The organism is Mesorhizobium caraganae (assembly GCF_016836705.1).
GTDB classification, from domain to species: domain Bacteria; phylum Pseudomonadota; class Alphaproteobacteria; order Rhizobiales; family Rhizobiaceae; genus Mesorhizobium; species Mesorhizobium caraganae.
This window is the reverse complement of the sequence record NZ_JAFCGY010000023.1, coordinates 1-13,889: the sequence shown is the minus strand read 5'-3', so window position 1 is coordinate 13,889 and position 13,889 is coordinate 1. Positions and strand designations below refer to the sequence as shown.

General features: G+C 62.8%; 14 protein-coding genes. 8 read left to right on the top strand and 6 right to left on the bottom strand.

Annotated features, from left to right (window positions below; translation table 11 throughout):
* The first annotated feature begins 162 nt into the window (after positions 1-162).
* Positions 163-1,146: a class II fructose-bisphosphatase gene (gene glpX, locus JQK88_RS26710; RefSeq protein WP_192257206.1), complete on the top strand. Its 984-nt coding sequence runs from the start codon at positions 163-165 to the stop codon at positions 1,144-1,146.
* A gap of 60 nt (positions 1,147-1,206) precedes the next feature.
* Positions 1,207-2,991 carry a single-stranded-DNA-specific exonuclease RecJ gene (gene recJ / locus JQK88_RS26705; RefSeq protein WP_203279970.1) on the top strand — a complete coding sequence of 595 codons (1,785 nt, stop codon included), beginning with the start codon at positions 1,207-1,209 and terminating at the stop codon, positions 2,989-2,991.
* A gap of 15 nt (positions 2,992-3,006) precedes the next feature.
* Here the strand turns inward: recJ and JQK88_RS26700 are convergent, their stop codons facing one another.
* The 3 genes from JQK88_RS26700 to folE form a co-directional block, all read right to left on the bottom strand.
* The gene (locus tag JQK88_RS26700) at positions 3,007-3,978 is read right to left on the bottom strand and encodes a patatin family protein (protein ID WP_192257202.1); all 972 of its coding nucleotides are present in this window, start codon (positions 3,976-3,978) and stop codon (positions 3,007-3,009) included.
* Between the two features lie 84 nt (positions 3,979-4,062).
* Positions 4,063-4,521: a phosphoribosyl-AMP cyclohydrolase gene (hisI, locus tag JQK88_RS26695; RefSeq protein ID WP_192257200.1), complete on the bottom strand. Its 459-nt coding sequence runs from the start codon at positions 4,519-4,521 to the stop codon at positions 4,063-4,065.
* Positions 4,522-4,535: 14 nt separating this feature from the next.
* Positions 4,536-5,186, bottom strand: coding sequence for a GTP cyclohydrolase I FolE (gene folE / locus JQK88_RS26690; RefSeq protein ID WP_192257198.1), 651 nt, complete (start codon positions 5,184-5,186; stop codon positions 4,536-4,538).
* Between the two features lie 240 nt (positions 5,187-5,426).
* Between folE and JQK88_RS26685 the strand changes: the two genes are divergently transcribed.
* On the top strand, positions 5,427-5,873 hold the full coding sequence (locus JQK88_RS26685; RefSeq protein WP_112564670.1) for an iron-sulfur cluster assembly scaffold protein: 447 nt from the start codon (positions 5,427-5,429) through the stop codon (positions 5,871-5,873).
* A gap of 59 nt (positions 5,874-5,932) precedes the next feature.
* Here JQK88_RS26685 and JQK88_RS26680 read toward each other — a convergent pair whose 3' ends face one another.
* A complete protein-coding gene (locus JQK88_RS26680; RefSeq protein WP_192257196.1) occupies positions 5,933-6,862 on the bottom strand; it encodes a LysR substrate-binding domain-containing protein in 930 nt (309 codons plus the stop codon).
* Between the two features lie 92 nt (positions 6,863-6,954).
* Between JQK88_RS26680 and JQK88_RS26675 the strand changes: the two genes are divergently transcribed.
* From JQK88_RS26675 to blaOXA, 3 genes are all read left to right on the top strand, one after another.
* Positions 6,955-7,113, top strand: a complete 159-nt coding sequence (locus JQK88_RS26675) for a hypothetical protein (RefSeq protein WP_192257194.1) — start codon at positions 6,955-6,957, stop codon at positions 7,111-7,113.
* 124 nt (positions 7,114-7,237) lie between these two features.
* Positions 7,238-7,606, top strand: a complete 369-nt coding sequence (gene yidD / locus JQK88_RS26670) for a membrane protein insertion efficiency factor YidD (RefSeq protein WP_192257192.1) — start codon at positions 7,238-7,240, stop codon at positions 7,604-7,606.
* Positions 7,607-7,762: 156 nt separating this feature from the next.
* Positions 7,763-8,578, top strand: coding sequence for a class D beta-lactamase (blaOXA, locus tag JQK88_RS26665; protein WP_203279969.1), 816 nt, complete (start codon positions 7,763-7,765; stop codon positions 8,576-8,578).
* Positions 8,579-8,698: 120 nt separating this feature from the next.
* Here blaOXA and JQK88_RS26660 read toward each other — a convergent pair whose 3' ends face one another.
* Positions 8,699-9,427, bottom strand: coding sequence for an SAM-dependent methyltransferase (locus JQK88_RS26660; protein WP_246750055.1), 729 nt, complete (start codon positions 9,425-9,427; stop codon positions 8,699-8,701).
* Positions 9,428-9,633: 206 nt separating this feature from the next.
* On the opposite strand from JQK88_RS26660, the gene thrS reads away from it, so the two are divergent.
* Both thrS and JQK88_RS26650 read left to right on the top strand, forming a co-directional pair.
* Positions 9,634-11,607: a threonine--tRNA ligase gene (thrS, locus tag JQK88_RS26655; protein WP_203279968.1), complete on the top strand. Its 1,974-nt coding sequence runs from the start codon at positions 9,634-9,636 to the stop codon at positions 11,605-11,607.
* An 85-nt stretch (positions 11,608-11,692) separates the two neighbouring features.
* The gene (locus JQK88_RS26650; protein ID WP_203279967.1) at positions 11,693-12,631 is read left to right on the top strand and encodes a lysophospholipid acyltransferase family protein; all 939 of its coding nucleotides are present in this window, start codon (positions 11,693-11,695) and stop codon (positions 12,629-12,631) included.
* Positions 12,632-12,716: 85 nt separating this feature from the next.
* Here the strand turns inward: JQK88_RS26650 and JQK88_RS26645 are convergent, their stop codons facing one another.
* Positions 12,717-13,607 carry an ankyrin repeat domain-containing protein gene (locus JQK88_RS26645; protein WP_203279966.1) on the bottom strand — a complete coding sequence of 297 codons (891 nt, stop codon included), beginning with the start codon at positions 13,605-13,607 and terminating at the stop codon, positions 12,717-12,719.
* Positions 13,608-13,889 lie beyond the last annotated feature (282 nt).

The window sequence follows — 13,889 nt, the reverse complement described above, 5'->3', positions numbered from 1 at the left end:
CTTTTCCTGGAATTGCTTTTGAGGAAGTCATCTTTCCTCTTTAATCGATTGATATTGCTGCGATTTCGAAAAATTGACGCAGCCAGTCTTGCCCTTGTCATGGAGCTTTGACACAAGAAGCGCGCCCCTGGCGGAGGCGTGTGTGAACGAGGATTTCTCCCGATGAATGTGGCCCAGAACATTGTCGCCGGTCTCGACCGGATACTCACCATGGAAGTCGTGCGCGTCACCGAGCGCGCCGCGGTCGCGGCCGCCAGACTGCGCGGGCGCGGCGATGAAAAGGCCGCCGACCAGGCCGCCGTCGACGCCATGCGCCAGGAGCTCAATCGCCTCGCCATAAAGGGCACGGTGGTGATCGGCGAGGGCGAACGCGACGAGGCGCCGATGCTCTATATCGGCGAGGAGGTCGGCAGCGGCAAAGGTCCGGCGGTCGATATCGCGCTCGATCCGCTCGAAGGCACGACGATCTGCGCCAAGAACCTGCCCAACGCATTGGCCGTCATCGCCATTGCCGAAAAGGGCAGCCTGTTGTTTGCCCCCGATGTCTACATGGACAAGATCGCCATCGGCCCGGGCTATGCCGAAGGCGTCATCGACATCGATGCCTCGCCGGCCGAAAACATCGCCAGCCTGGCTAAGGCCAAGGGTGTCGCGGTCTCCGAAATCACTGCTTGCATCCTCGACCGGCCGCGCCATGGAAGGCTGATCGAAGCGGTGCGTGCCACGGGTGCTGCGATCCGGCTGATCGGCGACGGCGATGTCGCCGGCGTTATCCACACCACCGATCCGGAAGAGACCGGCATCGACATCTATCTCGGCACCGGCGGTGCGCCGGAAGGCGTGCTGGCAGCGGCAGCGCTGCGCTGCACCGGCGGCCAGATGCAGGGCCGGTTGATCCTCGACATAGCGGAAAAAGTGGCGCGCGCGGCAAAAATGGGCATTGCCGATCCGAAGCGGGTCTATCGCGCCGAGGACATGGCGCGCGGCGACGTACTGTTTGCGGCGACCGGGGTCACCGACGGCAACATGTTGGCCGGTGTCAAGTTCGGCGGCAACTACATCACCACGCACACCATCGTGCTGCGCTCGTCTTCGCGTACCGTGCGCGAGATCAAGGCGCGTCACCAGGATCTGGAAAAGTTTTGAGACTTTCCTGTTTAGCCGTCGCATATTGCCGGAAATGACAATCTGCAGACGACCCCTCCTATGACGGGCGACAAACGCCTTTTCCTCGATGTCAGGCAGTCCGCGACCGGTGTTTCCTGGGAACACCGGTTGAGCGAGCGGCAGGACATGACGGCGCTTGCCATCGCGCAGGGCCACGGCGTGCCCGACATTGTCGCGCGCGTGCTGGCCGGGCGCGGCGTCACCGCCGACCATGCCGAGCGCTTCCTCGATCCGACGATCCGCGACCTGTTGCCGGATCCGGCCTCGCTGACCGACATGGACAAGGCCGCCGCTCGTATCGCCGAAGCGGTCATGGCCAAGGAAAAGGTGGCGATCTTCGGCGACTACGATGTCGACGGCGCCGCCTCGTCGGCGCTGCTCAAGCGCTTCCTGGCGCATTTCTCGGTGCCGTCTGAAATCTACATTCCGGACCGCATCTTCGAGGGATATGGCCCCAATCCGGAGGCCATGCGCGAACTGGTCTCGCGTGGCGCGACGCTGATCGTCACCGTCGATTGCGGCACCAACAGCGCCGTTTCCATCGACGCGGCCAAAGCCGCAGGCGCCGATGTGGTGGTGCTCGACCACCATCAGGTCGGTGGCGCGCTGCCGGAAGCGACCGCGGTCGTCAATCCCAATCGCGAGGACGATCTTTCCGGACAGGGCCATTTGTGCGCAGCCGGTGTCGTCTTCCTCGCCCTGGTGCAGACAGCCAGGATCCTGCGCAGCCGCTTGCCCGATGCCGCGCAGCCGGACCTGCTGTCGCTGCTTGATCTCGCGGCGCTGGCGACCGTCTGCGACGTCGTCCCGCTCATCGGCGTCAACCGCGCCTTCGTGGTTAAGGGGCTGCAGATGGCGCGCCAGCAGAAGAATGAGGGGCTGGCCGCCCTGGCGCGGGTATCGCGCATCGGCGAGCCGATCAGCACCTTTCATCTCGCCTATCTGATCGGGCCGCGCATCAATGCCGGCGGCCGCATCGGCGACGCAGCCCTTGGCAGCCGGCTGCTCGCCACCGACGATCCGGTCGAGGCAGGCACGATTGCCGAGACGCTCGACCGGCTCAACCAGGAACGCCAGCAGATGGAGCTGGAGATGCTGGCCGCGGCGCGCGCCGAGGCCGACGCCGAGCTTGCCGGCGGCAATGGCCCGGCCATCATCGTCACCGCCAGCACCAATTGGCATCCAGGCATTGTCGGCCTGATCGCCTCGCGGCTGAAGGATCATACACGCCGGCCTGCCTTCGCCATCGCCTTCAACGCCAATGGCATCGGCACCGGCTCTGGTCGTTCGGTGTCGGGCTTCGACCTCGGACGGCTGGTGCGCGAGGCGGCCGATGCCGGACTGATCGTCAAGGGCGGCGGCCATGGCATGGCGGCCGGTATCACGGTGGAGCGCGCAAAACTCGGTGAACTCAGAGCCTTCTTCGAGGAGCGCGCGGCGGCCGAGGTGTTCCGCCTGCAGGACGAGGAAAGCCTGGCCATAGACGGTGCGCTCGCCGCCGAAGGGGCGACATTGAGCCTGCTCGATGCACTGGAGAAGGCCGGTCCGTTCGGGGCCGGCCATGTCGCGCCGGTGTTCGCGCTGCCACGCCACCGGCTGGCCGACGCGCGCACAGTCGGCACCAACCACATCCGCGCCGACCTGCAGTCGGAGAGCGGCGGCCGCATCCAGGCGATCGCCTTTCGCGCGGTCGATACCGCGCTCGGCGAATTCCTGTTCAAGAACCGGGGCAAGACGATCCATGTCGCCGGTTCGTTGTCGGGCAATTACTGGAACGGCAACCGGTCGGTGCAGTTTCGCATCAGCGATGCGGCCAAGGCCTGAGATTACTGGATTGGTTTAAGCCAGAACCGTCTGCAGCCGCTTCAACTCGCCGATCTGCGCCATCGTCGCGTGGTAGCCGAGGCTGATGGCCTCGTCGGCGCGGTGGAATTCGGTCAGGCCGATATGGCTGAGCTTCGGCTGCAGCGACATGTCGGGCGGATCGCCGGCCAGCCTCGCGCGCGAAATCCGGTCCTGGATGATGTTAAAGGCCTCGACCATGACGCCGGTGATGCCGAGGCGCGTCTGGTGCGCCTGGTGGTCGGGGTCGGCCTGGCCTGGCCGAGGCGCATCCTTCTCGATCAGCAATTCGCCGGCGCTGTGCTTGATCACGGCGGCGCGGCCGAACAGATCGTAGTGAAGGTTGACCGCGACGACCAGCGGCTGCTCGTAGGCGCGGCAGACCGAGACGGGGACCGGGTTGACCAGCGCGCCGTCGACCAGGATGCGGCCGTTGCAATTCACCGGCTCGAACACGCCGGGCAGCGCATAGGAGGCTCGCATGGCGGTGATCAGCGAGCCGCTCGACAGCCAGATTTCATGGCCGGTGCGGATTTCAGCACCGACGGCGACGAAGGGTTTCGTCAGGTCTTCGAAACGGATGCCGGCCATGTGCTCGCGCAGCCTGGCGTCCAGTTTCATGCCGCCGAACAGGCCGCTGCCGCGCAGATTGAGATCGAGCAGGCCGAAGAGGCGGCGCTTGGTCAGGCTGCGGGCGAATTCCTCGAGCTCGTCCAGTTTGCCGGCAATGTAGCAGCCGCCAACCAGTGCACCGATCGAGGTGCCGGCGATCATCGAGACTTCGATGCCGGCCTCATCCAGCGCGCGCAGCACGCCGATATGCGCCCAGCCGCGTGCGCAGCCACCGCCCAGGGCGAGCGAAATGCCGGTCTTGCCCGCAGGTTGCGGGTCAGGCGCGCCGCCGGACGATGAGGGGCCATTAGCCTCCCGCACGTCTGGTCTGCTGCGCAATGACGCCCATTCGAGCATCATGATCTCCCTTGTCCCGCTTCCGTTCTACAGGAAGGACGTTTGAAAATAGTGAATATGAGTGGTTCGCGACTGTTGAATGGTTCACGCAGGCTTCCGATACGTTTTTTCCGCATCGAACAGCGGCTTGCTGCCGTCGTCGGCAAGCGTTGCCTTGCCGTCGTTGAACCCCACCGTCCGATAAAAACATGAACGCCGGCCGGTGTGACAAGTTGCGTCGTGGCCCAACACTTTCACGCGAAGCCATAAGGCGTCCTGGTCGCAGTCGGTGCGCATCTCGACGACATGCTGAAAATTGCCTGATGTTTCGCCCTTCTTCCACAGCGCGTTGCGCGAGCGCGACCAATAGTGCGCGATGCCGGTCTCCAGCGTCAGCGCCAGCGCCTGCGCATTCATATGCGCGACCATCAAGAGCATGCCGTCTTCGGTATCGGTGACCACGACGGTGACGAGACCGCTGGCGTCAAAGCGCGGTGAAAACACCGCGCCTTCTTCCAGAGCCTTCTTGTCCGATGGAGCTTTGGGGAATTCCAGTGCCGACATCGCCGGTCCTTGATCTAGCGATGCCGACGAGGGGCCCCGAGGCCGCGCACCATGGTGACGAAACGGACCTGTTCCTCGGGCGTGTCCTTGAACACGCCGGTGAAGGTGGAGGTCAGCGTGGTGGAGCCCTGCTTGCGGATGCCGCGCATAGCCATGCACATATGCTCGGCCTCGATCATCACGGCGACGCCGCGCGGATTGAGCACGTCCTGGATGACGCCGGCGATCTGCGCGGTCATGGCCTCCTGCGTCTGCAGGCGATGGGCGAAGATATCGACGACGCGGGCAATCTTGGACAGGCCGACGACCTTGCCGTCCGGCAGATAGCCGACATGCGCCTTGCCGATGATCGGCACCATGTGGTGCTCGCAATGCGAATGGAACTGGATGTCCCTGACGATGACGAGATCGTCATAGCCGGCGACCTCCTCGAAGGTGCGGCCAAGTTCTTCGGCCGGGCACATGTCGTAGCCGTTGAACATTTCGAGGTAGGCCTTGGTGACGCGCTTGGGCGTGTCGATCAGGCCTTCGCGGTTCGGATTGTCGCCGGTCCAGCGCAACAGCGTGCGCACGGCGGCCTCGACCTCGGCTTCGCTCGGTCTGTCGGTGACCGGCTTGTCCAGATAGTCGGAGGGGGGCATGATCTTCTTGATGACGGCATCCATAAAGGCGTCTCCCGTAGTTCCTCTCTCAGGAGGAACGAGTTGAACGGACCACGACCTTTCGGGTGCTGGAAATTCGCCCGGCTTCCAGCCCGCAAGCGGCGTGAACGAATGGGCAAGGACGGCGGCTTTGCGTTGCCTTGTCGATACCCGACTGCCAGCATTATATATGGTCGTGCCGAGCGAATGAAAGACGCCATAGCGGCAATCGCTGTTCGCTTGGCGGCGACGGATTGGAAAAATATGATTGACGACGTCTACAATGCGAAAATTCTGGGCTTTGCCGGAAACATCGCACGCATCGGCCGGCTCGATGATCCGGACGCGACGGCACGTGCCCATTCCAAATTGTGCGGCTCGACGGTGACTGTCGACCTCAAGATGGACGATGGCGTCGTCACCGATTTCGCCCATGACGTGAAGGCCTGCGCGCTTGGCCAGGCCTCGTCCTCGATCATGGCTCAGCATGTCATCGGCGCCAGCGCTGACGAATTGCGGGCTGTGCGCGACACCATGCTGAAGATGCTCAAGGAAAACGGGGCGCCGCCAGAAGGTCGTTTCGCCGATCTGAAATATCTGGAGCCGGTGCGCGACTACAAGGCGCGCCATGCCTCGACCATGCTGACCTTCGATGCCGTAGTCGATGCCATCGGCCAGATCGAGAAGAAACGCGCCGAAGAAGCCGCCTGACCTTGCCGTTTGACCGCCAGAGCCTGGTGTTTTTGCTTCGAGCCTTGCTGGCTCGCTAACTAGCCGGTGGCTCCAGCCTTCGTTTCCTGCGTCCTTCTGCTTTCGGCAAATTCGCTTCTCACCCAGTCGGCAAAAGCCTTGGCCGGTTCCGGCAGGTCCTTCAAACTCCTGGCCACCAGCCAGTAGGCGCCGGATGCGACATCGATGTCGAACGGCTTGATCAGCGCGCCGGACGCGATCTCCTCACCGATCTGCAACAGGTCGCCGAGCGCCACGCCGTGTCCGAGCAGGGCCGCCTGCTTTGACAGCGACACATCCGCCAACATCGGGCCGCGCGCCGGAATGGCGTCGGCGGCCACGCCGGCTGCCTCGAACCAGCGCGCCCAGCCTTGACGGTTTTCCTCGTGCAACAGCGTGTAGCGGGCGAGGTCGAGCGGCTTTTCGAGAGGAGGGCCTGACGCCAGCAAGGCCGGCGACAGGACCGGTGAATCGACGGTCGAAGCGAGCCATTCGGCTTCGCTGCGCGGCCATGAGGTGGCGCGCGCACTGAAGCGCAAGGCAAGTTCGGGCTGATCGCTGCGGAACTCGATCGGCCTTGGGTCAACTTCGAGGGAAACGTCGATATCGGGCCGCAACTGGCTGAAGCGGTTGAGCCGCGGCAACAGCCATACCGAGGCCAGCGAAGGCTCGACGCTGACGCGAACCACGGACTGCGCCGGGGCCGCCACTAGGTCCGAAAGCAGCCTGTCGATGTCGTCGAAACTTCTGACCAGCTGATCGAGCAGGCGCTGGCCCGCCTCCGTCAGTTCGACCCGGCGATGATGACGGTGAAACAGGGGTTGCCGTAGGAACTGCTCGAGCTCGCGGATCTGCCGGCTGATCGCGGCCTGCGAGACGAACAGCTCCTCGGCGGCCCGGCTGAAACTCAATTGCCGACCGGCTGCCTCGAAACTTCGCAACGCTGTCAGGGGCAGCCGGCCGCGCTTCATTCGCATAACCCAAAGTTATCCGAAGCGGAAATTATACTCGTTTGAAGGCGAAGACCAGTGGGCGTCTAATCCGTCTCAAAGGAGACACGGACATGATCCAGTTTCTGGAAATCTTTGGCGATGTGATGCGGATCGCGACGTTTCAATGGCGTGGCGACAGGCGGCATCACTCCCCGCGCATTGAGGAACGGCCGGCCACCCGCTGGGCGACTCCAACGGAGCGGCATCCCTTTCGTCGCTCGCGACCCTGATGCCGACAGGGAAGCAAGTGAGTGAACGGGATTGCGTTTGCCTGCCGAAGCTCACATCTATCGGCTTGGAAGCGCAAGCCGATCCCGAAAACCGGGTTCGGATCACGTTCAGAAAGAGATCGCCGTGGGCGACCAGCACCGGCATGTGCATGCCACCGGACAGACCCAGCGCGGGCGCAACTGGCCCGGTCCCTGGCGCAGGACGCCCGGCCGCATTTTCGGCACGTCGCTGGTGCGGCTGTACCAGCTGACGCTGTCCGGCTTTGTCGGCAACTCCTGCCGGCATCTGCCGACCTGTTCCGAATACGCGCATGAGGCGATTGCCCGGCACGGCTTGTGGGCCGGCGGCTGGATGGGGTTGTTTCGCGTGCTGCGCTGCGGGCCATTCGGAACGCATGGCATAGACCGTGTTCCGGAGGTGCTCGCCCCACGCTATGTCTGGTTCACACCTTGGCGTTATTGGCGGATCGGCAAGAAGCGCGGCGAGGCCTGACGGCGACGCTCTTGGCCCTTGATTCAGATCGCCAAGGCCGCATTTCTTTACGGTCCGGTAGGGTTAACAACGGCCTGCACTAAGACTGCGCATTTGAGTCAAAATCGAGCCAAGACAACTCGCTAAGCGCCTCCTGTCATTCCCAGGAGAGCTCACATGCGTCGGATCGAAACCCATCCCTTTATCATTGCCGCGGTCCTGTTCCTTCTGGCCTGGTTTTTGGGGTTTCCGATGCGGGCGCACTCGGCGCCGCTCGGCGATGTCGCATGCACGCTGATCCAGGACGCGGCGAGCGGCGAGACGCTCTATCAGAACGGTGTCTGCGACCAACGTGTCAGCCCGGCTTCCACCTTCAAGGTGCCGCTGGCGCTGATCGGTTACGACAGCGGCATCCTGAGTGACGCGCATACGCCGAACTGGGACTATAAGCCTGAATTCAAGGCCGTGAAGCGCGACCACAAAACCGTCGACCCGACGATCTGGGAGCGCGACTCGATCGTGTGGTATTCGCGCGAGATCGTGCGCCGGCTCGGCGCGAAAAGCTTTGCAGGCTACGTCTCGAAATTCGGCTACGGCAACATGGATGTCTCGGGCGATGCCGGCAAGGACAACGGGCTCACGCAATCCTGGATAAATTCCTCACTGCAGATATCGCCGGTCGAACAGACAGCCTTCCTGCGCCAGCTGCTTGCCGGCAAGATGCCTGTTACGGCCAAGGTGCATGAGATGACCCAAGCCATCCTGCCGAGTTTTCAGGCCGGCGACTGGACGGTGCAGGGCAAGACCGGCAGCACAAGGCTCGGCAACAGCAAGGACAAGCGCTCGCTGGGCTGGTTCGTCGGCTGGGCCGAAAAGGGCGGACGCCGGATCGTCTTTGCCCGGCTGGTGGTCGATACCAAGCCGGTCGACACGCCGAAAGGGCCTGCGACGCGCACGGCGTTCCTGAAGGATTTGCCGCAGCTGGTGAAGTGACCTTGCGTGGCTTAAGCGCTCCGGCGGGCACGGATGAGGTGGCCGCCGGAATTCCTTGCCTCTGCCTTTGGCGCCCTGGAGAATTGGGCGGCGATGTCGCTGCTTTCCATATCTTCGATCTCATCGAAGCCGAGCTCGCGCAGTGGATTGTGCCAGTGCGGCGGGTACGAAGAAGCTGATCCAAGGCTCGCCGACAGCGGCGACGCGCGCTACATGGAAGGACAGGGCAGCCTGACCCGCCGCATCGCGGTTCTCGGCCGGCTCGCTATAGTCGAAGACGACCTCCGAACCGGGCATGCCGGCAATCCAGGACAGGGTGCTGAAGATCGCTTCCTGGCTCAGATACGGAACGACGCCCAGCCAGATGAAGAAATTGGGCTCGGCTGGCCTCAAGCCGGCTAATGCCAGTTCGTCCGCCGGGTTCTGCCGCTCGAAATTGAGTGGCACGAACGTGGTGGCCGGCGGTTCGGCAAGGCCAGCATCGGCGAGGCATTTGCGTTTCCAGGCCTGCGTTGCCGGATGATCGACTTCGAACACCGCGACATCCGGGTACGGATTGCGCAGCGAGAAAGTGTCGAGACCGGCGCCGAGCACCACCAGTTGCCGAACGCCCCGGCGCACCGCCGCAGCCAGCCAGTCCTCGGCGAGACGGGCACGCGAGGCCACGAACAGGCGCATGCGCCGGCTGCGCTCATCTTCCTGCTCGAGCTCCTTTGCCGTCGGTGCCGCATCGCCCAGTATCGCACTCGCATATGGGTCGCGAAACAGCGCCGCCTGCGGCGAGAACTGATGGAGAGCCCGCAGGCGCGCGACGCCCAGTGCGGTCCGGCTGGGTTTTGCGTCTTCCATGCCGGGGATTCCAACCTCGTGTCGGGGAAATTCGCAAGCCTGTGCGACTGGCCTGCGACATCTGTCGCGCCAATTCCTGACGGCTGCGCCAACGACGGCTCTTTACCTCTTACCGTGCTGCCTCTAAAACCCGCCCGCTGCCAGATGCCTCCGGCTTCACACCACGACCACCCGCGCTCGTTTGCGGGACTGGATAGGAGATACAAGTGCTGAATTCCGTTTCCCTGACATTTCCCGATGGCTCCGTCCGCGATTACGACGCGGCGATGACCGGTGCTGGGCTGGCCGAATCGATCTCGAAGTCGCTGGCCAAGAAGGCTGTGGCCTATGCCATCGACGGCACCGTGCGCGACCTTTCCGACCCGCTTGGCAAGTCCGGCAAGGTCGAGATCATCACGCGCACCGATCCGCGCGCGCTGGAGCTCATCCGCCACGATGCGGCGCACGTGCTGGCGGAGGCCGTGCAGGAGCTGTGGCCGGGAACGCAGGTGACCATCGGGCCGGTGATCGAGAACGGATTCTATTACGACTTCGCCCGCAACGAGCCGTTTACGCCGGACGATTTCCCGGTGATCGAAAAGAAGATGCGCGAGATCATTGCGCGCAACAAGCCGTTCACCAAGGAAGTCTGGTCGCGCGACAAAGCGAAAAAGGTCTTTGCCGAGAAGGGCGAGCGCTACAAGCTCGAGCTGATCGATGCCATTCCCGAGGACCAGGATCTCAAGATCTATGCCCAGGGCGACTGGTTCGACCTCTGCCGCGGGCCGCACATGGCCTCGACCGGGCAGATCGGCAACGCCTTCAAGCTGATGAAGGTGGCCGGTGCCTATTGGCGCGGCGATTCGAACAACCCGATGCTGACCCGCATCTACGGCACGGCGTGGGCCGACCAGGCTGAGCTCGATGCCTACCAGACGATGCTGGAGGAGGCGGAGAAGCGCGACCACCGCAAACTCGGCCGCGAAATGGATCTGTTCCATTTCCAGGAAGAGGGTCCGGGCGTCGTCTTCTGGCACGCCAAGGGCTGGAAGATGTTCCAGAACCTGGTCAACTACATGCGTCGCCGCCTCGACGAACAGGGCTACCAGGAGGTCAACGCGCCGCAGGTTCTGGACAAGAGCCTATGGGAGACGTCGGGTCACTGGGGCTGGTATCGCGACGCCATGTTCAAGGTGACGGTGGCCGGCGACGACACCGATGACGACCGCGTGTTCGCGCTGAAGCCGATGAACTGTCCGGGCCACGTGCAGATCTTCAAGCATGGGTTGAAATCCTATCGCGATCTGCCCGTAAAACTTGCAGAATTCGGCAATGTGCATCGCTACGAACCGTCCGGCGCGCTGCACGGGCTGATGCGCGTGCGCGGTTTCACGCAAGACGATGCGCATATCTTCTGCACCGAGGATCAACTCGCCGCCGAGTGCTTGCGCATCAATGACCTGATCCTGTCGACCTATGCCGATTTCGGGTTCGACGAGGTCAGTGTGAAGCTGTCGACGCGACCTGACAAGCGCGTCGGCACCGACGAGGCCTGGGACCACGCCGAAGCGATCATGAACAGCGTGCTGGATACGATCAGGACGCGGTCGGGCAACCGCATCAAGACCTCGATCAATCCGGGCGAGGGCGCCTTCTATGGGCCGAAGTTCGAGTATGTGCTGAAGGACGCCATCGGCCGCGAATGGCAGTGCGGCACCACGCAGGTCGACTTCAACCTGCCGGAGCGTTTTGGCGCTTTCTACATCGGTTCGGATTCGGAAAAGAAGCAGCCGGTGATGGTGCATCGCGCCATCTGCGGCTCGATGGAGCGCTTCCTCGGCATTCTGACCGAGCACTATTCCGGTCATTTCCCGCTGTGGTTCGCACCGGTGCAGGTGGTGGTGGCGACGATCACTTCGGATGCCGACGACTACGCGCGAAAGGTTGTCGCACAGTTGAAGGCGGCGGGGCTTTTGGCCGAAGTGGACCTGCGCAACGAGAAGATCAACTACAAGGTGCGCGAGCATTCGCTGGCCAAGGTTCCGGTGATCCTCGTCTGCGGCAAGCGCGAGGCGGAGGAGGAGACGGTCAACATCCGCCGGCTCGGCTCCCGCGACCAGGAATCGCTGACGCTGGCCGACGCGCTCAAGTCGCTGTCCGACGAAGCCACGTCGCCCGACCGCAGACGAAACGCGGCCTGAAAGCATCAATATCTGCGGGAATGGCGGTGGAGCGATCCACCGCCATTTTCACATGCCTGTCACGCCAACCCTGTAACGAGCCCACATGCTCAAGCTGAAAATGCGGGAAAGACCGTTTCCCGAGCTGTCCTATGCCAATGCGAGCCAGCCGGCGCTGACGCGCTGGTTCATCCATTCCATTGAAGGCCTGTCGGGACGTGACCGGTATGCCGCGCTCTACGATTTTTGGCGCCGCCAGGTGGTGCCTACCGGCGAACGCGTGTTCAGCCGCATGCTGGAGCTGATCGACGTCAAGGTGCGCAGCGCCGATCAGTGGCCGCCGGCGAAACTGCCGGACACACCGCTGGTGGTCGTCGCCAACCATCCGTTCGGCATCGGCGACGGCATTGCCGTGCTGTCGCTGGTCGAGCAGCTCGGACGTCCGTTCCGTGTCATGATCCACAAGGATCTGCTCAAGATCCGCGAGATGGAACCGTACTCGCTGCCGATCGACTTTTCCGAGACCAAGGACGCGGTGAAGAACAATATGGCTGTGCGCCATGAGGCGGTGCGGCTGTTGAAAGAGGGCGTCATCATCGTCGTGTTTCCGGCCGGAGGCGTCGCCACCGCGCCGAAAGGCTTTGGCCGGGCGCGCGATCTGCCGTGGAAGATGTTTCCGGCGCGCCTCGTGCAGGATGCCAAGGCGTCGGTGGTGCCGATGCATTTTTCCGGTCAGAACGGGCGGCTGTTCCATCTGATCAGCGGCCCGATGAACATGGCCGAGCGTGAAGGGCGGGTGGCGAAATTCGTCGGCAAGGCGTCGCTGACGCTGCGCCTTTCGATGCTCATCCGCGAGTTCGCTCGGCTGTCCGGCAAGGCGATCGACGTGCGCGTAGGCAACGTGCTGAGCTGGGACGAGTTGGAGCCGCTGCGCGACCGCAAGACCTTGCTCGACCGTCTTCATCGCGGCGTCTTCGATCTGGCGCCCGATGCACCGCGTAGCCGCGTCCATTTCCTGCCGCGCCGCCTGCGCAAGGCCGCCTGAGAAACGCTAACTAAGGCGTGTACTCATAAACGACGATCAGTCGATCAACGTTTCGACCAATCTCGGCCCCTTTGCTCAATAGCTCCTAGGGCAGTGGGAGTGGTTTGTCGCTGAGTGTACGCAAGTAGGCGATCAGGTTGACCCGTTCGGCCTCGTCCGGGACGCCAGGCACCTCCATGTAAACGCCCGGCGTGGTGAGCATGGGCTCAAGCAGATATTTGTTCAGGTCCTCGTACGTCCATACACCCTCCAGGCCCAGCAAGGTGTCGGAGTAACGCATATTTGCCATGGATGCCTTGTCGCGGCCGACGACGCCCCATAAGTTCGGTCCCGTTTTGATCCCTCCCTGTGGCTCGGCATTGTGGCAACCGTGGCACACATGTGTGAAGTAGGTTCGGCCTTTCTCGACATCGGCAGCAGCCAACTTCATCGAGATCGGGGCTGGTGTTGGCAAGACGACGCCGTGCGACATGAGATAGTCAGCGACTTCGCGTTGCCCCTTGAATTTTGCCAGATGGAGCGGTGTCTTGCCGTCCTTTGTCTTCGCATTCACGTCCGCGCCGGCCTCAACCAGTGCTTTCACGCAATCGAGGCAACCGAGATTGACCGCGATGTGGATAGCGTTTTCGCGGCTGCGCTTCGAATTTGGATTTGCGCCCCCGTCCAGCAACAGATTGATCAAATCGGTCCTGCGTTTTGCCAAAGCCAGCATAAGGGCAGGACCCAAACGCGGGTCCGGGACGGCGTTGACGTCGGCACCGCGTTCAATGAGCAGTTTTGCCGCTGCAAAATGACCGCCTTTGACCGCAAGATAGAGTGGTGTCGTGCGCCCGTCGCTCTCATCGACGCCGGCACCAGCGTCGAGCGCTGCCGTGATCGCCGCAACATCGCCCTTCATGGCGGCGTCGTGAATGTCGGCGGCATGCGATACAATCGGTGCAAGCAGTAGTGGAATGAAAAGCAAGGACATGCGCATTTGGCATCTCCCAAGGCAAACCGCGGTGCGCGTCATGCTTTCAAGGCGGCAAAAACATACCACGAATGCCTGATCGCAGCCACTCCAACCGGTGCCTAGAAACGAATCGCAAGGTCCATCCGTCCGGCTGTGGCTTCGGGTTTATGAGTCCACGACCTAGCACTACTTTGGCAGATTTTTAGTTCTGGGAGCGTTTTGAGGATTCCCAAGAGCGGTTTTGCGTGATTCATGAGAGGTCGGCTGTTGGAGGGGCCGACCATGAACAGGGATTGGCAACTCGAT